The following is a 21,505-nucleotide window of genomic DNA, read 5'->3' on the forward strand; positions in this document are numbered from 1 at the left end:
CTGGCCTCGGTGCGCGATCGAGACACGGCACCCCTCCGGCGTGCCGTCGAAGTCGTCAAGCACTGGGTGTTGGCGCAGGCCCGGACCGAGCAGCTGATCTATCTGGACCGTTGTCGGCGAGTCGGCAGGCGCACGGCCGAGTGGCCAGGTCGCCACCCGACGATGTGGCGGTGGGCGTTCATGCTTGTGATCCCTGCCGTCGCCTGGATGTTGGTTCCTTGGGCACTCGGTCTGGATGCGTGGACGATCGGGATTTTCGTTCTGGCCGGTCTCAGCGTCTCTTTGATGATGCTCGGGATGTCGCAAACAATGCCGCGAAGCCTGGCAGTCGACCGGGCGTGGGTGTTGGGTGCCGTCGTGTTCCCGCCGTGGATGGCGGGAACGGAGGCCCTGGTTAGTCACGGCTGGCCCGGCTGGTGGGGTTGGCCGCTGCTAACGGTCTGCCTCCTTGTGGCTTATGCGCTGAAGCCTGCAGTAGACACAGTGCTGCCAACGACAGCTGTCACCGACGCGATCTTGGCCGCAGAAGAGGCCTTCGAAAACTGGCGCAGAGCGGTGCGTGCCGAAGGCGTCTGGCCTGTGCTTCGTGCGGAGTTGCGCAGCAGACAGCCCGTACGCGGCACGACACTGAGGTACGACGCCGCAGAAGGTCTGCGCCGAGGTGGTTCCTTGATCAGCCATCAGCCGGTGCTCGCGGGCCAGAAACTGGCCGCCCTGGTCGGTGGTCTGAACGGTGGCAGCTTCGCACTGGCAGGTCCGCGGGGAGCGGGCAAGTCAAGCTTGCTGGAGGCGTTCTGCGAAGGCGCCTACCGCAGGTCGGGGGAGCAACTCGATCTTGCGATCGTGGTGCCGGCACCCGTGGACTATGTGCCGAGAGAGTTTGTGCTTCACCTGTATGCGCGCACCTGCCATGCGGTGCTCACGCATCTGGAGGAGACCCAGCCGTTCGCGGTGAAGACGGCAGGTACGCGCGAGGCCTGGTGGGGTCCTGTGCACACCGACCACGTGCGGCTCGTCCAAGCCGCGCGCCGCGGATTGCAGGACATAGCTTTCGTCCAGACCCGCAGCGGCGAGACCAGTGGGAAGTTCGGTTTCCGCGGTGCGGAGATCAGCTACAAGCGTGGACTCAGCCTGTCTGGGCGTCCGGCGACGTTCCCGGAACTGGTGGGCGACTTCCGCGGCTTCGTGCGGTTCGCAGCGAGGACGCTGGAGCCGATGCGCGTGGTAATCGCCATCGACGAGATGGACCGCATCGGTGCCGGAGAACAGGCGCGGAGGTTCCTCAATGAGATAAAGGCGATCTTCGACGTACCCGGCTGTTACTACCTGATGTCGGTGTCCACCGAGGCTCAGCACGACTTCGAGCTGGCGGGCACAGGGCTGCGCAGCGTGTTCGACAGCTCGTTCGACGAGGTCATCCGAGTGGACTACCTCGACTTCGACCTGGCGAAGGGGCTGATCAGCCGGTCGGTGGAGGGGCTGCCGGACTCGTTCGCCGCGCTCGCCTACGCCTTCTCGGGAGGGCTCGCGCGCCAGTTGATGAGGACGGCGCGCGGGATCGTGCGGCAGGACCAGGGCACCCCGCTGGCCACGGTCGCCGAGGAGCTGGTCCGAGATGAGCTCGACAGGGTGTGCAAGACGGTCGGCGACGCGCTCACGGTGTCGCAGAACCAGGACGGCGTGACCGCGTTGCTTCGCGCGCTTGCCGACCCGGCAGCGGACCTGCACTCCTACGGCAAGGCGATCCAGGCCGCGTACGACGGCGAGGACACCGCCGTGAGTGGGCTGCGCGATCTCGCCGCCGCCAGGGTCGAGTTCCTGGCGGCGGTCAGGGACTACTTCACCAACGACCTCGCCGAGATCGTCCCCGCGCAGGTCAACGCACTCGCGAGAGCACGAAGGTACGCGGGGAGCAACCCGGCGACAGGCCTAGCACTCCTTGAGGAGTTCAGCGCTGCGCTGCCTGCGCGTCCAGCACCAGGGCAATCGCCTCGGTGACCCGAGCCGCGTGCGCCAGGTGCAGCCACTCGTCCGGCACGTGGCAGTTGGAGTCCGGCCCCACAGCCCCGGTCACCACGAACTGCGCATCGGGGTAGGCCTCGTGCAGCAGCCCCATGAACGGGATCGAGCCGCCGAGCGACACGGTCCGCCACGGCGCGCCGAAGACCTCCTTGCCGGCGTCGTCCAGCGCGGCTGACAACCAGGGAGCCAGCGTCGGAGCGTTCCAGCCGTCGGCGGCCTCGACCCGCGAGAGCTCGACGGTCGCGTTGTACGGCACGTCGGTGGTCAGGCGCTCCCGCACAGCCTCCAGAGCATCCGAGGAGGACGCGGTCGGCGGCAGGCGGAACGAGAGCACCAGCGAGGTGAAGGGCCGCAGCACGTTGCCGGCGTCGTCCGGCAGCGGCAGGCCGTCGGCGCCCGTCACGGACAGCGTCGGCCGCCAGCCCATGCCCAGCGCCTGCTCGACCTCGTCGGACGACATCGGCTGCAGGTCGCCTACGCGCGGTACCGGACCCCACAGAGCGCCCGGCGCGGCCTCGACGGCCTCGCGGACCTCGGTCAGCCGGTGCGCGGGGATCTCGACGTGCATCTCCGGCACGAGGATTTCGCCGGTCAGCGAGTCTTCGAGGCGGTCCAGCAGCACGCGCGCGATGCGGAACGACGACGGCACCATGCCGGACGACATGCCGGAGTGCAGACCGCCCTCAAGCACCCGCACGGTCATCGTGACCTGCACCAGCCCGCGCAGCGACGTCGTCAGCCACATGCGCTCGTAGTCCGAGCCGCCCGAGTCCAGGCACACGACGAGCGACACCTGGCCCAAGCGATCCGACAGGTGCGACAGGTAAGCGGGCAGATCGGGCGAACCCGACTCCTCGCCGGTCTCCAGCAGCACGACGCAACGGGAGTGCGAGCCACCAGCTGCCCGCACCGCCTCCAGTGCGGCAATTGCGGCATAACCGGAGTAACCGTCATCCGCGGCGCCACGTCCGTAGAGACGTCCGTCACGCAGCACCGGGGTCCACGGACCGAGCCCTTCACCCCAGCCACCCACCGGCGGCTGCTTGTCGAGATGTCCGTAGAGCAACACCGTGTCGTCGCCCGCGTTACCGAACGCGGGCACGTCGACCACCAGGAGAGGCGTTCGTCCCGCCAGTTGGACCACGTCCAGCGTCACGCCGGGCAAGGAACGAGAGTCGATCCACGCGCGCACGTGGGCGATCGCGGCGGCGAGTTCGCCGTGCTCTTCCCAGGCGGGGTCGAACGCGGGCGAGATCGCCGGCACGGCGACGAGCTGAGACAGGCTCGGGACGATCTCGCGGTCCCAAAGCGTCCGGACGGTGCTGGTCACAACTGAACGGTCCACCTCTCGATCCTGTCACGACTCCGCCTCTGCCCGCGTCCACAACCTTGTTCGTGGAGGCCTCTGACTAAGTTAACGATCGGTAACCGGGACAACGACGTCCGGTAATCGAACGGCCTAGTCGGAGGACAAAAGGTCGAACCTCCGACTGTTGTCGCTGATCAGAACGTTGACTCGTGTGTTACGAAGTGGGACGGGTCTCACCAACACGGGTGAGGCCGTGTCAGGATGTGGTCGTAAGCCACCGTCACCGTCGACGGCTGCCTCCGGCCCCACAGGGTCAGCGGCGACCGCCGGCGTCGCCGCACGAGATCGTCACGAGCGATCAGGCGGTCGGAGAAGACAGAGGAGAAGGCGCATGTCGTCCCCTGAGCAATGGACGCACCCTGAGCCGGACGCAGCGCCGGCCGCCACTGCCGCAAAACCGACAGCGGAACAGGTGATCGCAGGCTTGCGAGCAACAGACGAGGGTGGCGCCGACCTGGTGCAGCTCCTCACCCCCGAGGGTGAGCGGGTCACGCACCCGGACTTCGACATCGACATCACGCCGGAGGAGCTGCGCGGTCTGTACCGCGACATGGTCCTGATCCGGCGGGTCGACCGCGAGGCCAACGCGTTGCAGCGCAAGGGTCAGCTCGGCATCTGGGTGCCGCTGCTCGGCCAGGAGGCCGCGCAGATCGGCGCCGGCCGCGCGATGCGCGAGACCGACATGGCCTTCCCGAGCTACCGCGAGCACGGCATCGCGTGGACCCGCGGGATCAACCCGACGGAGCTGCTCGGCATCTTCCGCGGCACCGACCAGGGCACGTGGGACCCGGTCGAGAAGCGCTTCCACCCGTACACGATCGTCATCGGCAACCAGGTCCTCAACGCGGCCGGGTACGCGATGGGCCAGAAGTTCGACGGCAAGGTCGGCGACGACGAGGGAGAAGCCACCATGTGCTTCTTCGGCGACGGCGCGACCAGCCAGGGTGACGTGCACGAGGGCTTCGTGTGGGCCGCGGTCTACGACGCGCCGCTGGTCTTCTTCTGCCAGAACAACCAGTGGGCCATCTCCGAGCCCACCGAGCGCCAGTCGCGCCTGCCGCTGTACCAGCGCGCCCGCGGCTACGGCTTCCCCGGCATCCGGGTCGACGGCAACGACGTCCTCGCGACGCTGGCCGTGACCAAGTGGGCGCTGGACGAGTGCCGCCACGGCAACGGCCCGATCCTGATCGAGGCGTTCACCTACCGGATGGACGCGCACACCACCTCCGACGACCCGACGCGCTACCGGCTGTCGGACGAGCTGGAGATGTGGAAGCTCAAGGACCCGATCGAGCGGGTCAAGGTCTACCTGGTGCGCCAGCAGTGGGCCGACCACGAGTTCTTCGAGAGCGTCGAGGCGGACGCGGACAAGCTCGGTGAGGAGCTGCGGGAGTTCTGCACGAACATGCCCGACCCGCCCGCGGAACGGATCTTCAGCAACGTCTACGCCGAGGGGAACCCCAACCTCGAAGCGCAACGCGATGAGTTCCTCGACTACGTCTCGGGTTTTGCTGGAGGTGAGCACTGATGGCTGCTCCGACGATGGATCGTTCGACCGCAGCTGCCCCGGCGACCCCGGTGCAGACGCTCACGATCTCCAAGGCTCTGAACATGGGCCTGCGGGCGTCCATGGAGGCCAACCCCAAGGTCATCATGATGGGCGAGGACATCGGCAAGCTCGGCGGTGTCTTCCGCATCACCGACGGTCTGCAGAAGGACTTCGGTGAGCAGCGCGTGCTCGACACGCCGCTCGCGGAGTCCGGCATCATCGGTACCGCCGTGGGCCTCGCGATCCGCGGCTACCGCCCGGTGTGCGAGATCCAGTTCGACGGCTTCATCTTCCCCGGCTTCGACCAGATCGTGTCGCAGGTCGCGAAGCTGCACTACCGCACACAGGGCAAGATCAAGATGCCCATCGTGATCCGCGTGCCGTTCGGCGGTGGCATCGGTGCCGTCGAGCACCACTCGGAGTCGCCTGAGTCGTACTTCGCGCACACCGCGGGCCTCAAGGTCGTCTCGTGCTCGAACCCGGCCGACGCCTACTGGATGATCCAGCAGGCCATCGACTGCGACGACCCGGTGCTGTTCTTCGAGCCCAAGCGCCGCTACTACGAGAAGGGCGAGGTCGACACCACGGCCCAGCCCGGCAAGCTGTTCGAGTCGCGCGTGCTGCGTTCCGGCACGGACGCCACGTTGGTCGCGTACGGCCCGATGGTGCGCACGTCTCTCGACGCCGCCAACGCGGCCGCGGAGGACGGCACGTCGTTGGAGGTCATCGACCTGCGCACGCTGTCGCCGCTGGACCTCGCGCCCGTGTTCGAGTCGGTGCGCCGCACCGGCCGGCTGGTCGTCGTGTCCGAGGCGCCGTCCGAGTCCTCGATCGCCAGCGAGATTGCAGCCAAGGTCCAGCAGGAGTGCTTCTACTCCTTGCAGGCACCGGTGCTGCGGGTGACCGGTTTCGACACCCCGTACCCGCCGTCGAAGCTCGAGGAGGAGTTCCTCCCCGACCTCGACCGGGTGCTGCACGCCGTCGACCGCTCTCTCGCCTGGTAAGGGGAACAACGGAAATGCCGCAGTACAAGCAATTCCCCCTGCCTGACACGGCTGAGGGGCTGACCGAGGCCGAGATCCTCACCTGGCACGTCAAGCCCGGTGACACCGTCACGGTCAACCAGATCATCGTCGAGATCGAGACGGCCAAGGCGGCCGTCGAGCTGCCGTGCCCGTGGGCCGGCGTGGTGACCGAGCTCCTGGCCGAGCCCGGTCAGACCGTCGAGGTCGGCGTCCCGATCATCACGATCGACACCGACCCCGGTGGCGCCGCCGCACCCGTGGCTCCGGCTCCGGCCGCTGCCGAGGCCAACGGCACCTCGTCCGGCAAGATCGGCGAGGAGATGCCGGGCGGGCGCATCGCCACTCTGGTCGGCTACGGCCCGAAGTCCGGTGCGGCCAAGCGTCGTGCGCGCAAGGACTCCCCGGCCGCCCCGGCTGTTGCTCAGGCCGCCGTCGCTGCGATCACGCCTGCCGCGGTGGTGTCCCGGCCGGCTCCGGTCGCTGCTCCGGCTCCGGTCCAGGCTCCCGGCGGCTACGTGCCGCTGGCCAAGCCGCCGGTCCGCAAGCTGGCCAAGGACCTCGGCGTCGACCTGTACGCGCTGACGGGCTCCGGCCCCGACGGCGTGATCACGCGCGAGGACGTCGAAGGCGCGGTGGCGGCTCCGGCTGCAGCTGCTTCGGCGTCCTTTGTGGACAACGGTTCGCGCGAGCGCCGGGTGCCGATCAAGGGCGTCCGCAAGGCGACCGCGCAGGCGATGGTGGACAGCGCGTTCACCGCACCGCACGTCACCGAGTTCCTGACGGTCGACGTCACGCCGATGATGGAGCTGCGCGCGAAGCTCAAGAACGCTCGTGAGTTCCAGGGCGTGAAGCTGACTCCGCTGGCGTTCTGCGCCAAGGCCGTCATCCTCGCGGCCCGCCGCACGCCCGACGTCAACGCGACGTGGGACAGCGCCGCCAACGAGATCGTCTACAAGGACTACGTCCACCTGGGCATCGCGGCCGCCACGCCGCGCGGCCTGGTGGTGCCGAAGGTCCGCGACGCCGACCGCATGTCCCTCAAGGAGCTCGCGGTCGCGCTGGACGAGCTCGCCACGGTCGCCAGGGACGGCAAGACCTCCCCGGCCGACATGATGAACGGCACGATCACGATCACCAACGTCGGCGTCTTCGGCGTCGACACCGGCACACCGATCCTCAACCCCGGCGAGTCCGCGATCCTCGCGCTCGGCGCGATCCGCGACATGCCGTGGGTGGTCGACGGCGAGATCAAGATCCGCAAGATCTGCCAGCTCGCGCTGTCGTTCGACCACCGCGTGGTCGACGGCCAGCAGGGTTCGCAGTTCCTGGCCGACGTCGGCGCGCTGCTGGCCGAGCCGGGCATCGCGATGACCTACTGAGATTCGCTCGACGTGGTGGGGAGTCCTTCGGGCTCCCCACCGCTCACGATCGTGTTGTTCTTGAGCCGCACGTACGGAATCGTTGGGAATGCGTACCTCCGCACGTCGATGGTGCTGTCGACGAGCGTGCACAGCTCGACCCGAATCGAAGTCAGATCCGTGTCCCGCCCGACGACGTTGCTGTTGTTGAACGTGCAGCGGTAGAAGTCGAACCCCCGAACATGCGCGGTCATGCCGCGCATGTTGAGCGTCGCGTGGTCGAAGGTGCAGCCGACGAACTCGATTGCGCCGTAGTTGAAGTACGCGTCCTGGAAGTTGACCTCGGTGCTGGTGAACGTCGTGCCGTGGCAGCTCAGCACCGTATCGCGAAACGCGGTGCGTTCGAACGAGGTGTTCTCACCGGTGAACTCGGCGCCGTCGAAGATCACCGCACCGGCGAAGGTGCGTTCGCTGAAGTCGGCGTCCACGAACCGGACGCTGGTGAAGTCGAAGTTCAGCTCCGACCACGGCCCTGCTGCGCGGTGCGTTCCGAGCCGATCACGCAGGGCGCGGAAGATCTTGTTCGTCGTCTCGGCGTCGTCCTCGTGCAGCCGCAGCTGGTCGATCAGCGCGTCCACGCACGTCTGCCGCTGGGGCTCCCAGTCGTCGGCCAGACCCGCCATGGCGGAAACCCCGGCGATGCGCAGACCTACCTGGTCGCTGTTGAGGAGCTCCGCGGCGACCTTGAAGCGTTCGTTGAACAGCTTCGTGCGCTCGCGTTCCTCCTGGTTGAGCGCGTGCGCGTGGGCAGCCTCGGTGACCCGCTGCTTGCGGTAGTTCACCGCCAGCGCGACCACGCCGCCGAACCCCGCGACCACCGCCAGCCCGATCTTCAGCAGGTCGAGCATCTCGGTGGTGTTGAACGCCGCCTGCTTCGGCAACCTGGGCCAGCCCAGCAGCCAGAGCAACCCGCCACCCGCCGCCGCGGCCACCAGCACCGCGATCAGCAGCCAGCCGACGATCGACATCCAGACCGGGACCTGACCCTCGCGCCTGGTCCGCTGCCGTCGGCGAAACGGCAGGCCGAGGCGCCGGACCAGCAACAACAGCCACACCACGGCCAGCGCCCCCGCCGCCGCGTACTGCCAGGTGAACGAACCCACGCACATGATCGTGCCGCACGGGACGAACAGCCCGGTATGCGACGGCTCCCGGATGTCGAGCCCACGGGCCTTCGTTCGACGCATGTGTGTCAACGCTTCTTCTGAGGGGACGAACAACGTGCTCAAGCGACTGTCTTTGCTGATCGCCGCAACGCTGCTGGCCACTCCGATCGCGGTGGCGCAGGCTTCCGAGCCCGGCCTGGTGCGCACCGACGCCGGTCCCGTCAGCGGCACCGTTCTCGCCGATCGCCAGGTCTACCAAGGGATTCCGTACGCGGCACCGCCGGTGGGCGAGCTGCGGTGGCGTTCGCCGCAGCCGGTCACGCCGTGGACGACGCCTCGTGACGCCACCAAGCCCGGCCCTGTCTGCGCGCAGGCACCCGGAGCCGGTTCGCCGAGCAGCACCGAGGACTGCCTGTACCTCAACGTCACGACGCCTGCCACGCACGGCCGCAAGCCGGTCATGGTGTACCTCCACGGCGGCGGCAACAGCTACCTGTCCGGTGACGGGTTCGACCCGCGGCGGTTGGTCGTGCAGGGTGACGTGGTCGTCGTGACGATCAACTTCCGGCTCGGTTTCTTCGGCTTCTTCGGGCACCCGGACCTGCCGGACTCGGGCGCGTACGGCATCGAGGACCAGCAGGCGGCGCTGAAGTGGGTGCAGCGCAACGCTTCCGCGTTCGGTGGAGACCCGCACAACGTCACCGTCTTCGGTGAGTCCGGCGGTGCGTTCGACGTGTGTGCGCACGTGACATCACCGCGGTCTCGCGGACTGTTCCAGAAGGCCATCGCGCAGAGCGGTGGTTGCTCCACGACGTGGGGTGCCAACGGCGTGATCCACACCAAGCCCGCCGGTAGCCCGTGGATCACGAAGGACGCGGCTGCGGCCGACGCCGTGGCCATCTCGGCCCAGCTCGGTTGCTCCGACATCGCGTGCCTGCGTTCGTTGCCTCCCACGGCTTTCACCGCGATCGACCGCGGCGCGACCCCGGTGGTGACCGGCACCGGCGTGCTGCCGGTGAACCCCGTCGACGCGCTGAAGTCCGGCCGCTTCAACCGCGTCCCGGTGATCTGGGGCAACACCCGGGACGAGGGCAGGCTGACGTCCGCGACCGTGCCGGAACCGTTCGACTACAACGGTTTGCTGGAGCAGGGGTTCGGTGCGGAGAAGGCCGCCAAGATCGTGGCCGAATACCCGGCCGGTGAGTCAGCGCGTGTTGCGTACGGCGCTGTGCTCACAGACGGCGTGTGGGCGTGCAACCAGCTCACGGATGACCGGCTGCTCTCGCGCTACACGCCGACCTACGGCTACGAGTTCGCCGACCGCACCGCGCCGCTCGGCTGGTTCAAGGACCTGTTCCCCGCGGGCTTCCCGGCCGGCGCCGCGCACTCGTTCGAGCTCGCCTACTTCTTCGACATCCCGACGTTCGACCTCACCCCGGCGCAGCAGCAGCTGGCGTCGACGATGATCCGCGACTGGACGACGTTCGCGCGCACCGGCAAGCCCGGCTGGGCGCGGTACGCGAGCGGCGACGTGCAGGAGTACTCGCTCGGCCACGTCGGCCACATCAACGGCCTGACCAGGCACAACTGCGGGTTCTGGAACTCGATCGGTTAATCGGGTTTGACTCTCCAGTCACTGGAGGGTTCAGAGTTGTCCCCGTGACGCGCTACCAGATCGGCGAGCTGGCCAGGATGACCGGCCTCACCGTCCGAACGATCCGGTTCTACTCCGACCAGGGCCTCATCCCGCCCACCGCGAGAACGGTCGGCGGCTACCGGACGTACGACGGTGAGGCGGTCGCCAAGCTCAAGCTCGTCCGCACCCTGCGGGATCTGGGTGTCGACCTGCCGACCGCCGGGCGGGTTCTCGCCCGCGAGGTGACGGTGACCGACGTGGCGCGCGCCCATGCAGACGCGATCGACGCGCAGATGAGGACGTTGCGGATCCGCCGTGCCGTCCTGCGCGCGGTCGCCAAGGGAGGGGAGATGGAACTGATGAACGAGTTGGCGCGGATGTCGGACGAGGAGCGCCAGCGCATCCTCGACGACTTCTTCGAGGAGGTGTTCGGGCCGTACGAGCTGGATCCGCAGTTCGAGCAGCACATGCGCTCGGTGCGGATCGAGCTGCCGGACGACCCGTCGACCGAACAGCTGGAGGCGTGGGTCGAGCTCGCGAAGCTGGTGCAGGATCCGGACTTCCGGGCGTCGGTGAAGCGGATGTCCCAGCAGCACGAGGAACAGCGTCGTGGTGGCGCGGACATGAGCCCGCCGGCCGACAACCAGATGGCGGCGTTCAACTTCGCGATCGACCAGGCGCGCGCGGCGCTCGAAGCCGGTGTCGCGCCGGAGTCCGACGAGGCTCGCGAGGTCGTCGACCGCGTGAACGCCAACTGGGCGGAGGCGCTGGGCGTGCCGAACGACGAACGCGTCGTCGAGCGGCTGCGCACGTTCTCCGACTTCGCGGACCCACGTGCCGAGCGGTACTGGGTGCTGATCGCGAGGATCAACGGATGGCCGGCCATGCCGGACCACTCCCGTGAGCGCGCCTGGCTGCGCGCCGCCGGGCAGCCGTTCGGCTAAACCCCTGCCACCTGCGGGAACCAGCTGGGCGCCCAGCTCGTTCTCGTGAGGACGAAGGGGGATCGTTGTGTCTGTTCTGATCGAGGTCATCGGGGGAGTCGCTGCGGGGATTCTGGGCCCCACGGGCGACGACCACACGCTGGGCGACGGCGACGTCTTCATCAACGGCCGCTGGCAGGAAGGCGAGCTCTGCTTCGGCCCGTCCCGCATCGTCTGGGACAAGCGGATCGTCTTCAGTCCCGCCCAGGGCCGGGTCGAGATGATCACCCACCACGACAGCCCGTACAAGAGCTTCCGGGTGCTGCACTTTCGCCGCGCCGACGACGTCGTGCTGCTCGCCGTGCACCACCGCGAGCTCAAGCGCGTGGCGACGATCCTGCCGCTGCCGCTCTAGCGGGTCTCCTCGAGCCGCCGCCGTGCAATGCCGGCGAACCCGAGCACGGCACCAGCGAACGCGAGGGCGAACGCCGTCCAGAGTCGCTGGTCAGCCACTTCGTTCCGGGCCGTGCTGCGGGACAGCATCCCGATCACGGCGATCAGCCACCCGCCGTAGAACGCGACGAAGGTCAGCGCGACTGCCCACGTCGGCAACGTCTCGCGCAGCAGCTTGAAAAACGTCGGCATTCCGTCGATGCGGATCGACTCGCCCGACCGCATGAGCAGCAGCACCATGAGCGCCATGGAGGCGAGCACCAGCACGACAGTCGCCCAGCCCGGCACCACGGCGGTGCCGGTCACGAACCCCACCGCGATGACGATCGCGTCGATCACGATCAGCACGACCGCGGCCCACTGCACCGGTAAGAGCCTCATGGTTCGGGAGCGTAGGGCCAACCAGGACGTTTACCGGCCTATAACCGCAGACCGAGATGTTCGTGGCGGCCCGCCGGCGCAGGGGTACGGCGGGCCACTACTTCAAGCCTTTGACGACGTTCCGCAGCTCGGCTTCCTTGCGGTACAACGTCGGCACCGCCTTGGTGACCTTCGCCAGCAACACCGTCTGGTCCACCGGCGCCACCGCGTCCCACGTCAGCCCGCCGGGCTTGCCCAGCTGATCCACCAGCGCGATCGCGGTCCTGGCCGTGTCCGCTGCCACCGTCAGCTCGGTCTTGCTGGCCTTGAGCGGCTGCGCCTCAACGGCGGCAGCCGCCTCGGTGATCGCCTTGACCTGCCCGGGCAACGTGCACGGCACCTCAGGCGAATGCAGCCCTTTGTGGTTCTCCGCGGCCGCGTTGTCGGCTGCCTTCACCTGGTCGAGGAAACGCGTCCCGTTGACCGTGGGCACGGCCAGTCCGTCGGCGATGAGTCTCGCGTTGACCAGACCGTCCTCTGTGGACAGGCCGACCAACGGCCCTTCTCTCGTGACCGTGACCTGTTTTCCGACCGGCAGCAGCTCGCTCAGCTTCTTCCGGGACTCGTCGTACAAACACTCGTCCGCAGCAGGCGCATCGACGTTCACCAGCCGTACAACCGTGACCCGATCGCCCTCGCGCACCTCGACCGTCTCGCCGTCGACCACGCGCACAACACTCGCCACAGCCGGCTCCCGACGGTCCACGACCGTCACGACGTAGGCACTGCCCGCGGCACCGGCCAGAACCGCGGCAGCCATGAGGTACACATTCGGGAGCATCTCGATTCCCCCTAACGCCGATCCACTGGGCTGATCGGCGCAGCGAGATCCAGCGTTACTCCACGCGTTCGCGGATTTACCGTCGGCTAACCAACGCGACCTACGTTCACATCCGTGCTGATCAAACTGGGAATCGTCACGACCGGCGTCGCCCTGCTCCTCACGGGCACCGCACAGGCAGCAGAACCGACCCCGCCGACCTGCCCGAGCGCCGTGCAGATCGGCTCGACCAGCGTCGTCAAGCGCGGCACCTCGACGATGGCCACCATCACGCAGTTCCAGGGCTGCGGCGGCAAGTACGGCCACGTCCGCCTCGTGAGCAGCAGCCCGTTCCGTGCGGACATCGCACTGCGGGCGGACGGCATCACCACCCCGCCCACCAGGGGCGAGGTGAATCAGAAGGACGTCTGGACGTTCAGCCGCGTCCTCAACGACAAGTGCAGCCGCGCCGTCGCCACCGTGTGGGTGGACGACGACGCGCTGACCGGGGCCAGCGGCGCGTCCTGCTGACGTGAAACGGGCCGGGGTGACGTCACCCCGGCCCGTTCGGTCACTTGATCTGCATTCCCGAGATCATGCGCGACACGACCAGTCGCTGAATCTCCGAAGTTCCCTCGAAGATCGTGAAGATCTTGCGCTGGGGTCTGGCTGATCTGGCCGTCCTGAGGCTGAATCTCGGCTGACCTGCGCGTTCCGGGTCGTCGTTTGTCGTCGTTGATCGACCCTTCCGGACCTTCGACGGCCTGGACACGGCCTGGCTTCGGGCTGTCCACACCTGGGGCATCACCCCGACACGAAGCTGATCTCGCGGTCAGTAGTGGCGGGTCAAGGCACGTTCTCCCGCCTTGACGCGTCGCTGCTGGCCGTGGCTGATCATGGCGTGTCGGGGTGCTGCCCTTCGTGCTGTCCGCGGTTCGTTGGCCGTTGGCGCGGAGCGTCGGCGGGCGTCGATCGCCGTGCCCAGCTCGATCAGGGTGACCATGCGCGCGATCGGCCTGGCCGGTGCTGGCTGGAAGCTTGGGTCCTGCGCGCCGTCGACGGTGGTGCTGCCGACCGGCCGGCCGTGCCGCGCCGCCCGGCCGACAGGCGGAGCGAAGCGGGAGCCTGGCGTGCCGGGATGGATGTGGACCCGGTGCCAAGGTGACAGGCACAGCGCGCCGCCGTCGGCGGCGCGCCTTGATCCCATAGAGCCAAGTTCGGCAGGCAATGCACGATGGCCTGCAACGACCGTCATCACGCCCTTGCTCAACCTCATCATCGAGGTCAACAGCGGGTCTGCCGCAAAATGTCAGACCTACTTGCCATGATGCAAACCAACTGATGCACCCCGACCCGGAGCAACACATGGCTGCCGCCCAAGCCGAGACTTTGATCATGCACTTCACGCCCATCGCGAACCTGCCCGGCATCGTCGAGCAGGGTGGCATGTGGTGTGACGCTGCGATGAGCCAGATCGGCGGGCCGTCGGTGGACTGTGCCGCAGCAGACATCAAAGCGCGTCGTCGGGAGATACCGATTACCGCAAGCCCGTACGGGAGTGTCGGCGACTACGTGCCGTTCTACTTCGCGCCTCGCTCCCCGATGCTCTTCAGAATCCACAAGGGCGGCGTATCAACCTATGGCGGCGGCCAAGACACTTTGATCTATCTGGTGTCATCTGTAGAACGCGTAACAGCTGCGGGACTAAACTGGGTCGGGAGCGATGGGAACTGCGCTGCCTACATCACCCAGCACTACAACGACTGGAATGAACTTCACAACGAGGTGGACTGGCCGTTGATGAAGGAGCGCTACTGGAGCGACACTGAAGAGGACGGAGACCGCGTACGTCGACGACAAGCCGAGTTTCTAGTTCACAGATTCCTTCCCCTGCACTGCATTGGTGCTATCATTACTAAGTCAGAAGAAGTTGCCAAGCAGGCGAGAGCGATTGTCGGGAACAATATCCCCGTACACGTCAGGCCCAACTGGTACTTCTAGGCAGCCGGAACAGTCAAGGGAGGTGTAGGATGTTTCATCAAGCTCAAGGCAATCTCCTCGAATCAACAGCCGAAGCGCTCGTGAACACGGTAAACACTGTCGGAGTGATGGGTAAGGGCATTGCCCTTCAGTTCAAACGAGCGTATCCGGAAAGCTTCCGTGAGTACGCCTCTGCGTGCCGGAAGGGCGAGTTCGAGGTCGGCAAGATTCTTGTCCACGAGACTGGCTTGATGACAAACCCCAAGTACATTCTCGCCTTCCCCACTAAGCGGCACTGGCGCGCACAATCTCGACTTGAAGACGTCCGCTCAGGGTTGAGCGCCTTGCGCGAGGTGATCGAAAAACACAACATCCGGTCGATCGCTATACCGCCACTTGGTTGCGGCAACGGCGGTCTCGATTGGAATGACGTGTATCCCCTCATCGAGGCAGCGCTTGGCGACTTGACTGATGTTGATGTATTTGTATATGCACCGTCCGGCGCACCGTCAACGGCATCAATGCCCGTTCGAACGAAGAGGCCGCGGTTGACACGCTTTGGCGGGGCCGTGATCCGCGCATTCGATGAGTACATCGATCTTAGCTTGAATGCTGGTCTTGCAGTCGAGCGTAAGCTGTCCATGCTAGAAGCACACAAGATTGCGTACTTCCTCCAGGAATCTGGATGGCCGCTTGGCTTGCGCTTCACGCAAGGCCACTATGGGCCGTATGCCAAGAATCTAGATAACTTCATTAGCGCCGTCGAAGGCCATTTCATCTACGGGTTCGGCGATGGCACAGGCGGCGCGAAGGCGACCTTGTCGCTAGACGGTTCCGCTATTGACGAAGCACGCAGGCTGCTCGCCGACGACGATGGGTTTTCAAGGGCGATTGAACGCCTTGGGCAAATAGTGGCAGGCTTTGAGTTTCCATACGGGGTCGAGCTGCTAAGCACTGTGCATTTTGCGGCAACTGATGCAGAAAACTCGGATCACAACATATCGATGATCATAAAACGCATCGAGAATTGGTCACCAAGAAAGCGCGCCTTGTTCAAGCAAGAACAAGCAAGCGTGGCGTACAACCATCTCGTGGGCTGCTCGCTACTGGATCCATAGCCGCTAGGGCACCCTCACGCCCTACTTCACAATAATCCGAAGTGCGGCTGCCACGACAGCGCTGATTACGGCAACGCTCACCGGAACCATCAATGGGCGAATCACAGCCATAACCTTCCACGCCCTCCGCGGAACGAGATTTGGCGCTCTTGTCGAAAACTCCACATAGATCAGGCGATCAGGAGTTTTGCTTGATAGATTCTTGATCAACTCCACACATGCGCGCTTGGCCTCCTCAGTAGACATGCGGTCGTTTGGCCGCCACTGTGCTCCGTTGTTGATCGCACGCGCGTAGGTGTTCCTAAGCTGAGGTGCGATTAGACTTCTGCTCCCAGTTTGCAAAAATGTCATCTCGCTAGCGATAACCCAAGCCGCTTTTCGGATGTCCCTGCGGACATAGCTAGCGGCATGCACAATTCTTGCTCTCCATTTATTGTCCACCTCTGCTTGAATCTTGCGACTTCGACCGAGCTGCGAGATATCGATCAATGCCTTGTACGCGTTGACAAGAAGCTTGGAATACGCTACGCGAGGCGATCTCCAGTCCCACATACTCATGACGAGTACAAGGACAAGAAGGGCGCCTCCGAGCACGTTATTCAGCCAGCCGAACTCGAACAGAAGTCCCGGCTGGAAGATCTGCACCGAAATGAACAGAAGCACGGGCAATGCGGTCTTGCGCGCATACGGCCCTGTCGTCATGCTTACGTAGACAAGCGCTTCATATACCGCCAGCGCCTCCGCGCGCGAAATCCCGAAGGTTTCGGCTGTTTCACCAATGGTACGCGCCTCAGGAGACGAGTAATCTGGACGGAACCCGAGCTTACGGGCCGATAGATCGAAGTAGTTTCTCCATCGATTCCACAACCGCATCAGCGCCTGCCTCGTCTAGTTGAGCACGTTTACCAGGCTTGTTTGCATATCCGATCGACCGAACATTAGCGGCACTTGCGGCAAAAATGTCGGTGACCGAGTCCCCAACAAGGAGACTTGAGGACGAAGAGCACCCGAGTTTCCCGATGCCACTTTTGATGAGGTAAGGGTTCGGCTTGAGCAACTGAGGGTCCGCCGACTCGCGGGCGGCGATCAGAATATCCTGATACGGAAGTTTCTGTCGATGAATATAGGACTCGACTGCTTCCGCGCTATTGTTGCTCACAACCGCGAGACTGCGCCCTCCGGCGACCCACCCGTGAATAAGATCATGCGCCCCAGGCGTGGGTTCAGCTGTCGCTATTGCTTCGACCTCATACGCACGTAGCGCTGCCTCAATATAATGCGCCTCATCGTGTCCAAGCATGCCAGCATACTTGAAGAGCTCAAACGGATCATCGGTCTTCTCAACCTCTGTCGGAAGCTCAGTATGACCGCCGTGCAAAAGAACGTCACGAAGTTGATTTGCAACTATAGACGCCGGGTATCCGGCGAAGACCGAGCAGATAGGGCCATCGAAGTCAAGCAAAAGTGCGTCGCTGGTTGCTAATAGGCTGCGTACACAGCGACCTTCGTCATCGCTTTGATCGAAGCCCATAGTCACCGCTTGTACTCCGTCGACACAGTGCCCCACATAGAGTCGAACCACATGCGCGCCTGCTCGACGTACTGACTGCCAGTGCTGGTGTCGTCGTCGGTAACGCTGTGGTGGAAGAGAATGGCTTCTTTGCCCACTAGGTCGTAGATCGGCTTCGGGTCGCCGTCGAAGCGGATGACATGCTCGCGGACCGGATAGAAGCCGAAGAACGCTTCCTCGTTGTTCAGCAGGTAAAGCTTGAACAGGGGCGCGGCGCGGTGGACTTTGATCTCTACAGAGACGTCCTTGACCAGGCCGAGGTCGCCGAGTTCCTGGACGTTGTCCACGATCGCGAGGGTGTGGCGGCGCATGATCTCGTCCATGCGCTTGCGGAAGCCTGGGCTGTCCTGCAGGTCCTCGACCTGGCATGGGATTGCCCACGGCTGAGACGTGTCCGGGACGAGCATCCGGATGTTGATCGACGCTGGAGTCAGCCGGCCGATTCGGATCTTGTCCAGCGGCTCCTGCATGACACCTTGCAGTGTCTCGCCGGAGAAGCCAGAGAAGTCGATGGTGACGTGCTCGGCATCGAAGGCACGCTCGATGTGCGGACGGAGTCCTACTGGGCGTTCGGTGCGCTCGCGGACGAAGACGCCGCTGCCCTGCCGGGAGACGATCAAACCTTCGTCCCGCAGCTCACGCAGCGCGTTCTGCACGGTCATCGGCGCGACTTCGTACTTCTTCGCCAGCTCGGCGCGCGAGGGCAGCTTGTCCCCAGCCTTGAAGACCTTGGTCAGGATGGCGGCCCGGAGAGCGTTCGCCACCTGCACATACGGCGGGCGCGGGTCGTCGGGATCGAGTGCCACCACTGCTCCTTCTCTACGGCTGGCCGTTCTGTTTGAGGAAGAGCCAAACAGAACACCTCAAGACTAGGGCAGCTTGGCTAGCCCGCCTAGTGAGCTAGCTCAACCCCAAAACCCAGCCTGCTTGACTTGGCTAGACAACCTAGCTAGCTTGTAACTTGGCTAGGTCGTACAGACGGCCTAGCGAGGCTAGGGAGGTTGTCATGGCGGTTCCGTACGGCACGCGCTTCGAAGCGGCGTTTGACCAGGTCTTTCCGATGGGCGCGCTGATGGTCGGTGAGGTGGCTCCGGACATGGAGTACATGAGCCAGGAGGACAAGGCCCGCGGTAAGCAGCCCAAGCAGAAGATCGACGAACGCTCGGGCAAGCGGCAGTGGAAGGTCGTGGTCACTGACCCGTCGGCTGAGAAGGAGCGGGACGCCTCGGTCACCGTGACGGTGCTCGCGGATGTCCAGCCCGTCCCGCCGCACGCGGTGCAGGTCATGCCCGGCGTCGAGGTCCGGCCGGTCGCGTTCGAGGGGCTGACGGTCGAGCCGCGCGTCATGGGGGACCGGTTCAAGTACCAGGGCTTCACCATCCGGGCCACGGGCATCGCCTCCCTCCAGGCCGGAACCCCGCCGAAGCGTGAGAGCAAGCCTGCGGGTCAGCAGGGCCAGAGCGAGCAGAAGACGGCGGCCTGACGGTGGCGCGGCCGTCGCGTGAGGCGGTCGCCCGCTGGAACACCGCGTACGCGGAGCAGACGGCGGCGCTGTTTGCCGCTTCCAGCATCGGGGATGCACGGGCAGTGGTCCGTCTCGCTCTTGGTTATTCGGCAGTGGCGCAGGCATGGCGGATCTTGGCCGCTGATCTGGCGGTGCCCTTGTGGGCTCGGCATGCCTGCTCCATTGCGGCTGAGGAATTCGAACGCCGGGCGCGGATCGAGCAGTCGCGGGTGCCCCTGGCTGATCAGAACGAGGAATGAGCATGGCGAAGTCGGAGCAGTGGGTGCCTGCGCAGGAGGCTCGCACGCTGATGGAGGCCCACGACGTTGTGGGCAAGTTGATGCCCGCGCCGAACTCCGCGCCCAAGGTGATGCGGGACTTCTACGTCCGTTCCGCGGCTGTGTACGCGCGGATCGCTGAGGTGGATCGGGCGCACCACCACGAAGCCCTCTACTGGGCCACCCGTGAGCGGGAGAAGGCCGAAGCGATCGACCGGGAACTCAGCAGCAAGAAGGCCTAGCAAAGTCCTGTTTAGACAGAGCGCGTGATCCTGCGGGGTTACGTGGCGATGCCGCACGTCTTCTTGCGGCGCAAGGGAAACGTAGGCGCAGAAGCGGAAACCGGCTACCAACCATGCCGCTCCTGCGCTTGTCCCTCCAACGTGGGAGTGAACAACGATGAGCGTAGAGCCTGGGCGCATCTGTGCGCCAGACAAGGCCCTGAAACAACAGCGCTGGGATCGGCTGATCGCCAGCAAGCAGGCCGTGTCGACGTTCGCCGTGATGCTGGAGAACGGGGAACTCGTCAGCCTCGACCTCACCCAGGCGCAGGCTGAAGGTCTTGAGTGCCTGACCTGCAAGCGTCAGTGCGGTACCGGTCAGGGAGCGTTCCGGCCGGTTGGCCGTATCCCGAGTGTGGGCAGCGTCTTTGAGTGTGTCGCGTGCTCGGGTGGTGCGCGATGAGCGGGACGAAGTGGGTTGATCCGGCTCCGTTCGAGGGTGCTCGGCCGCGCTTTCCGTGGTGGATATGGCTTCCCCGGTGGGCGAAGGTCATCGCGCTGCCGTTCGTGTTGGCAGGGGTCGCGGTGTGGCTCGGCGTCCGCCTGGTCCTCCTCAGCCTTCGGTACCCGGTGACGGCCGGCGTGTCTGTGGTCGGGCTCGTGGGGTACCGAGAGTTCGGGCTGTCGCCGCTCGTGTTGGCGTTGCTCACCCTGGTTGCCGCCCTGTCGATCTGGTACGGGCTGCATCAGCGGTCGTTCCTGCGGCATTGCTGGTACCGCGTCGTCACCGAATGGCGGCGGGCCACGGTCTACGTGCCGAAGTGGCGCACCGTGATGCGGCTGGCCGACCTCGCCAAGGAACACCGGGGCAAGGAGTACCGGCCTGCTCTCCGACGCGTTCGTGCTGAGGGCTGGCGGGACAAGGTCCGGGTGCGGATGATCCCGGCGCAGTCTCCAGAGCAGTGGGAAGCGCGACGGGACAACCTGGCGCACTCTTTCAACGCTCGGTCCTGCCGGGTTCGCGTGCTGAAGCCTCGACTGCTCGAACTCGACTTCATCCACGCCGATCCGCTCGCCCGGCCGGTACCCGTCCCGCGGCTCGATGACTCCGCAGACGTCGACCTCAAGAAGCTGGTGGTCGGGCGGACGGAGACCGGTAAGCCGTGGCGACTCAAGCTGTTGGGCTCGCAGATCCTCGTGGTCGGCGTTCCTGGCGCGGGCAAGGGCTCGGTGCTCTGGTCGATCGTCTGGCAGCTCGCTCCCGCGATTCGTGCCGGTCTGGTTCGGCTCGTCGGCATCGATCCCAAGGGCGGGATGGAACTCGGCCAATGCCCGGACGCATTCGACAAAGTCGTCTACGACAACGGGCCGGACGCGGTCGAGCTGCTCGAAGAGATCGCGACAGAGGTCAAGGCTCGCGCTTCGCGGTACCGGGGCGTTCGTCGCCTGTGGACGCGTAGCGCTGGTGAGCCGTTCACGGTCCTGGTGGTGGACGAGCTGGCGGACCTGATCGCCTACCAGCAGGACAAGCAACTGCGGGAGCGTGCTTCCCGCGCCGTCCAGACCATCAGCTCACAGGGACGCGCTCCTGGTGTGGCCACGGTGGCGCTGGTCCAGGACCCGCGCAAGGAGATCGTGGGTTTCCGGCACCTGTTCACAACACGCGTGGCGCTGCGCCTCGATGAGCCGATCCAGGTCGACATGGTGCTCGGGGACGGCGTCAGGCAACGCGGGGCGGCTGCTCACGAGATCAGCGAGAACACGCCCGGTGTGGCCTGGCTCAAGGAGGACGGGCAGCGCGAACCGGACCGGGCACGGGCGTTCCACGTCACGGATGCGGACCTCGTTGAGCTCGGGCTGTTCCTCGCTCCGGCGACCGTTCACCACCTCTCCGGAGGTCATGACCAGAGGGAGGCGGCGTGAGCACGAACATCACTACCTTTCCCGGCGATGTTGCAGGTCAGACACGTGCGGAACGGATGAGGCAGCCGGCCGCGATCGACGTCACCAAGGCTGCTGCTGAGCAGCACGGTGTGTGCGTCCGGCCGTTCACGATGGAAGTCGAGGACCACGAGTCCTACGAGGTCCGCTACGTCGCGGTGCCGTGTGGATCGACTGTCGAGAGCGTCTGTGCACCGTGTGACGACCGGCCG

At 65.6% G+C, this 21,505-nt stretch carries 23 protein-coding genes and 1 pseudogene; 16 read left to right on the forward strand and 8 right to left on the reverse strand.

The features are described 5' to 3' along the window. Nucleotides 1-162: 162 nt before the first annotated feature. Nucleotides 163-1,998: a hypothetical protein gene (locus ABZX92_RS27975; RefSeq protein WP_355565471.1), complete on the forward strand. Its 1,836-nt coding sequence runs from the start codon at nucleotides 163-165 to the stop codon at nucleotides 1,996-1,998. On the opposite strand, the gene ABZX92_RS27980 is transcribed toward ABZX92_RS27975, so the two are convergent. Next, nucleotides 1,949-3,352 carry a M20/M25/M40 family metallo-hydrolase gene (locus ABZX92_RS27980; protein ID WP_355565474.1) on the reverse strand — a complete coding sequence of 468 codons (1,404 nt, stop codon included), beginning with the start codon at nucleotides 3,350-3,352 and terminating at the stop codon, nucleotides 1,949-1,951. The genes ABZX92_RS27975 and ABZX92_RS27980 overlap by 50 nt on opposite strands. Nucleotides 3,353-3,722: 370 nt before the next feature. Here ABZX92_RS27980 and pdhA point away from each other — a divergent pair, with 370 nt between their 5' ends. From pdhA to ABZX92_RS27995, 3 genes are read left to right on the forward strand one after another with little or no spacing between them, the layout of a single operon-like run. Continuing rightward, entirely contained in the window at nucleotides 3,723-4,919 is a 1,197-nt protein-coding gene (gene pdhA, locus ABZX92_RS27985; RefSeq protein ID WP_355565477.1) for a pyruvate dehydrogenase (acetyl-transferring) E1 component subunit alpha, read from the forward strand. Next, nucleotides 4,919-5,944, forward strand: coding sequence for an alpha-ketoacid dehydrogenase subunit beta (locus ABZX92_RS27990; RefSeq protein ID WP_355565480.1), 1,026 nt, complete (start codon nucleotides 4,919-4,921; stop codon nucleotides 5,942-5,944). The genes pdhA and ABZX92_RS27990 overlap by 1 nt, the downstream gene beginning before the upstream one ends. A 14-nt stretch (nucleotides 5,945-5,958) precedes the next feature. Then, entirely contained in the window at nucleotides 5,959-7,344 is a 1,386-nt protein-coding gene (locus ABZX92_RS27995) for a dihydrolipoamide acetyltransferase family protein (RefSeq protein ID WP_355565482.1), read from the forward strand. Here ABZX92_RS27995 and ABZX92_RS28000 read toward each other — a convergent pair. After that, entirely contained in the window at nucleotides 7,338-8,570 is a 1,233-nt protein-coding gene (locus ABZX92_RS28000) for a hypothetical protein (RefSeq protein WP_355565485.1), read from the reverse strand. The two genes, ABZX92_RS27995 and ABZX92_RS28000, sit on opposite strands and share 7 nt — an antisense overlap. 34 nt (nucleotides 8,571-8,604) lie before the next feature. Here ABZX92_RS28000 and ABZX92_RS28005 point away from each other — a divergent pair, with 34 nt between their 5' ends. The 3 genes from ABZX92_RS28005 (at nucleotide 8,605) to ABZX92_RS28015 (ending at nucleotide 11,463) form a co-directional block, all read left to right on the forward strand. After that, nucleotides 8,605-10,104 (forward strand): carboxylesterase family protein, encoded by a 1,500-nt coding sequence (locus ABZX92_RS28005; protein WP_355565488.1) that lies wholly within the window; start codon nucleotides 8,605-8,607, stop codon nucleotides 10,102-10,104. Between the two features lie 44 nt (nucleotides 10,105-10,148). Further along, a complete protein-coding gene (locus ABZX92_RS28010) occupies nucleotides 10,149-11,069 on the forward strand; it encodes a MerR family transcriptional regulator (RefSeq protein WP_355565491.1) in 921 nt (306 codons plus the stop codon). A gap of 67 nt (nucleotides 11,070-11,136) precedes the next feature. Next, the gene (locus tag ABZX92_RS28015) at nucleotides 11,137-11,463 is read left to right on the forward strand and encodes a hypothetical protein (RefSeq protein ID WP_355565493.1); all 327 of its coding nucleotides are present in this window, start codon (nucleotides 11,137-11,139) and stop codon (nucleotides 11,461-11,463) included. Here ABZX92_RS28015 and ABZX92_RS28020 read toward each other — a convergent pair. Both ABZX92_RS28020 and ABZX92_RS28025 read right to left on the reverse strand, forming a co-directional pair. Further along, nucleotides 11,460-11,882, reverse strand: coding sequence for a hypothetical protein (locus ABZX92_RS28020; protein WP_355565496.1), 423 nt, complete (start codon nucleotides 11,880-11,882; stop codon nucleotides 11,460-11,462). The genes ABZX92_RS28015 and ABZX92_RS28020 overlap by 4 nt on opposite strands. Nucleotides 11,883-11,979: 97 nt before the next feature. Further along, nucleotides 11,980-12,681 (reverse strand): thermonuclease family protein, encoded by a 702-nt coding sequence (locus ABZX92_RS28025; protein ID WP_355565499.1) that lies wholly within the window; start codon nucleotides 12,679-12,681, stop codon nucleotides 11,980-11,982. Between the two features lie 135 nt (nucleotides 12,682-12,816). On the opposite strand from ABZX92_RS28025, the gene ABZX92_RS28030 reads away from it, so the two are divergent. Further along, on the forward strand, nucleotides 12,817-13,212 hold the full coding sequence (locus ABZX92_RS28030) for a hypothetical protein (RefSeq protein WP_355565501.1): 396 nt from the start codon (nucleotides 12,817-12,819) through the stop codon (nucleotides 13,210-13,212). 301 nt (nucleotides 13,213-13,513) lie between these two features. On the opposite strand, the gene ABZX92_RS28035 is transcribed toward ABZX92_RS28030, so the two are convergent. Continuing rightward, a complete protein-coding gene (locus ABZX92_RS28035) occupies nucleotides 13,514-13,951 on the reverse strand; it encodes a hypothetical protein (protein WP_355565504.1) in 438 nt (145 codons plus the stop codon). A 95-nt stretch (nucleotides 13,952-14,046) separates the two neighbouring features. Between ABZX92_RS28035 and ABZX92_RS28040 the strand changes: the two genes are divergently transcribed. Both ABZX92_RS28040 and ABZX92_RS28045 read left to right on the forward strand, forming a co-directional pair. Next, entirely contained in the window at nucleotides 14,047-14,682 is a 636-nt protein-coding gene (locus ABZX92_RS28040) for a DUF4433 domain-containing protein (RefSeq protein ID WP_355565506.1), read from the forward strand. A 29-nt stretch (nucleotides 14,683-14,711) separates the two neighbouring features. Beyond that, nucleotides 14,712-15,779: a macro domain-containing protein gene (locus tag ABZX92_RS28045; RefSeq protein WP_355565509.1), complete on the forward strand. Its 1,068-nt coding sequence runs from the start codon at nucleotides 14,712-14,714 to the stop codon at nucleotides 15,777-15,779. A 21-nt stretch (nucleotides 15,780-15,800) separates the two neighbouring features. On the opposite strand, the gene ABZX92_RS28050 is transcribed toward ABZX92_RS28045, so the two are convergent. From ABZX92_RS28050 to ABZX92_RS28060, 3 genes are read right to left on the reverse strand one after another with little or no spacing between them, the layout of a single operon-like run. After that, a complete protein-coding gene (locus ABZX92_RS28050; protein WP_355565512.1) occupies nucleotides 15,801-16,652 on the reverse strand; it encodes a hypothetical protein in 852 nt (283 codons plus the stop codon). After that, entirely contained in the window at nucleotides 16,603-17,310 is a 708-nt protein-coding gene (locus tag ABZX92_RS28055; protein WP_355565533.1) for an HAD hydrolase-like protein, read from the reverse strand. Before ABZX92_RS28055 ends, ABZX92_RS28050 begins: the two co-directional genes overlap by 50 nt. Before the next feature lie 2 nt (nucleotides 17,311-17,312). Continuing rightward, the gene (locus ABZX92_RS28060; RefSeq protein ID WP_355565515.1) at nucleotides 17,313-18,155 is read right to left on the reverse strand and encodes a GntR family transcriptional regulator; all 843 of its coding nucleotides are present in this window, start codon (nucleotides 18,153-18,155) and stop codon (nucleotides 17,313-17,315) included. A 200-nt stretch (nucleotides 18,156-18,355) separates the two neighbouring features. Between ABZX92_RS28060 and ABZX92_RS28065 the strand changes: the two genes are divergently transcribed. The 6 genes and pseudogenes from ABZX92_RS28065 to ABZX92_RS28090 all read left to right on the forward strand — a co-directional run. Next, on the forward strand, nucleotides 18,356-18,832 hold the full coding sequence (locus tag ABZX92_RS28065) for a hypothetical protein (RefSeq protein ID WP_355565518.1): 477 nt from the start codon (nucleotides 18,356-18,358) through the stop codon (nucleotides 18,830-18,832). A gap of 2 nt (nucleotides 18,833-18,834) precedes the next feature. Next, nucleotides 18,835-19,113, forward strand: a complete 279-nt coding sequence (locus ABZX92_RS28070; protein ID WP_355565521.1) for a hypothetical protein — start codon at nucleotides 18,835-18,837, stop codon at nucleotides 19,111-19,113. 2 nt (nucleotides 19,114-19,115) lie between these two features. Continuing rightward, nucleotides 19,116-19,373, forward strand: coding sequence for an AMED_5909 family protein (locus tag ABZX92_RS28075; protein ID WP_355565524.1), 258 nt, complete (start codon nucleotides 19,116-19,118; stop codon nucleotides 19,371-19,373). A gap of 157 nt (nucleotides 19,374-19,530) precedes the next feature. Beyond that, nucleotides 19,531-19,815 carry a hypothetical protein gene (locus tag ABZX92_RS28080; protein ID WP_355565527.1) on the forward strand — a complete coding sequence of 95 codons (285 nt, stop codon included), beginning with the start codon at nucleotides 19,531-19,533 and terminating at the stop codon, nucleotides 19,813-19,815. Next, a complete protein-coding gene (locus ABZX92_RS28085; RefSeq protein WP_355565530.1) occupies nucleotides 19,812-21,275 on the forward strand; it encodes an FtsK/SpoIIIE domain-containing protein in 1,464 nt (487 codons plus the stop codon). Before ABZX92_RS28080 ends, ABZX92_RS28085 begins: the two co-directional genes overlap by 4 nt. A 56-nt stretch (nucleotides 21,276-21,331) precedes the next feature. Next, nucleotides 21,332-21,505: pseudogene (locus tag ABZX92_RS28090) on the forward strand (replication initiator protein); the annotation flags it as partial.

This window comes from Lentzea sp. NPDC006480 (assembly GCF_040611995.1).
In the GTDB taxonomy this organism is placed as follows: domain Bacteria; phylum Actinomycetota; class Actinomycetes; order Mycobacteriales; family Pseudonocardiaceae; genus Lentzea.

Coding starts and splice junctions, on each gene's coding strand:
- ABZX92_RS27975 (WP_355565471.1), top strand. CDS start 163: ATGTGGCGGTGGGCGTTCATGCTTGTGATCCCTGCCGTCGCCTGGATG.
- pdhA (WP_355565477.1), top strand. CDS start 3,723: ATGTCGTCCCCTGAGCAATGGACGCACCCTGAGCCGGACGCAGCGCCG.
- ABZX92_RS27990 (WP_355565480.1), top strand. CDS start 4,919: ATGGCTGCTCCGACGATGGATCGTTCGACCGCAGCTGCCCCGGCGACC.
- ABZX92_RS27995 (WP_355565482.1), top strand. CDS start 5,959: ATGCCGCAGTACAAGCAATTCCCCCTGCCTGACACGGCTGAGGGGCTG.
- ABZX92_RS28000 (WP_355565485.1), bottom strand. CDS start 8,570: ATGCGTCGAACGAAGGCCCGTGGGCTCGACATCCGGGAGCCGTCGCAT.
- ABZX92_RS28020 (WP_355565496.1), bottom strand. CDS start 11,882: ATGAGGCTCTTACCGGTGCAGTGGGCCGCGGTCGTGCTGATCGTGATC.
- ABZX92_RS28025 (WP_355565499.1), bottom strand. CDS start 12,681: ATGGCTGCCGCGGTTCTGGCCGGTGCCGCGGGCAGTGCCTACGTCGTG.
- ABZX92_RS28040 (WP_355565506.1), top strand. CDS start 14,047: ATGGCTGCCGCCCAAGCCGAGACTTTGATCATGCACTTCACGCCCATC.
- ABZX92_RS28045 (WP_355565509.1), top strand. CDS start 14,712: ATGTTTCATCAAGCTCAAGGCAATCTCCTCGAATCAACAGCCGAAGCG.
- ABZX92_RS28050 (WP_355565512.1), bottom strand. CDS start 16,652: ATGCGGTTGTGGAATCGATGGAGAAACTACTTCGATCTATCGGCCCGT.
- ABZX92_RS28055 (WP_355565533.1), bottom strand. CDS start 17,310: ATGGGCTTCGATCAAAGCGATGACGAAGGTCGCTGTGTACGCAGCCTA.
- ABZX92_RS28065 (WP_355565518.1), top strand. CDS start 18,356: ATGGCGGTTCCGTACGGCACGCGCTTCGAAGCGGCGTTTGACCAGGTC.
- ABZX92_RS28075 (WP_355565524.1), top strand. CDS start 19,116: ATGGCGAAGTCGGAGCAGTGGGTGCCTGCGCAGGAGGCTCGCACGCTG.
- ABZX92_RS28080 (WP_355565527.1), top strand. CDS start 19,531: ATGAGCGTAGAGCCTGGGCGCATCTGTGCGCCAGACAAGGCCCTGAAA.
- ABZX92_RS28085 (WP_355565530.1), top strand. CDS start 19,812: ATGAGCGGGACGAAGTGGGTTGATCCGGCTCCGTTCGAGGGTGCTCGG.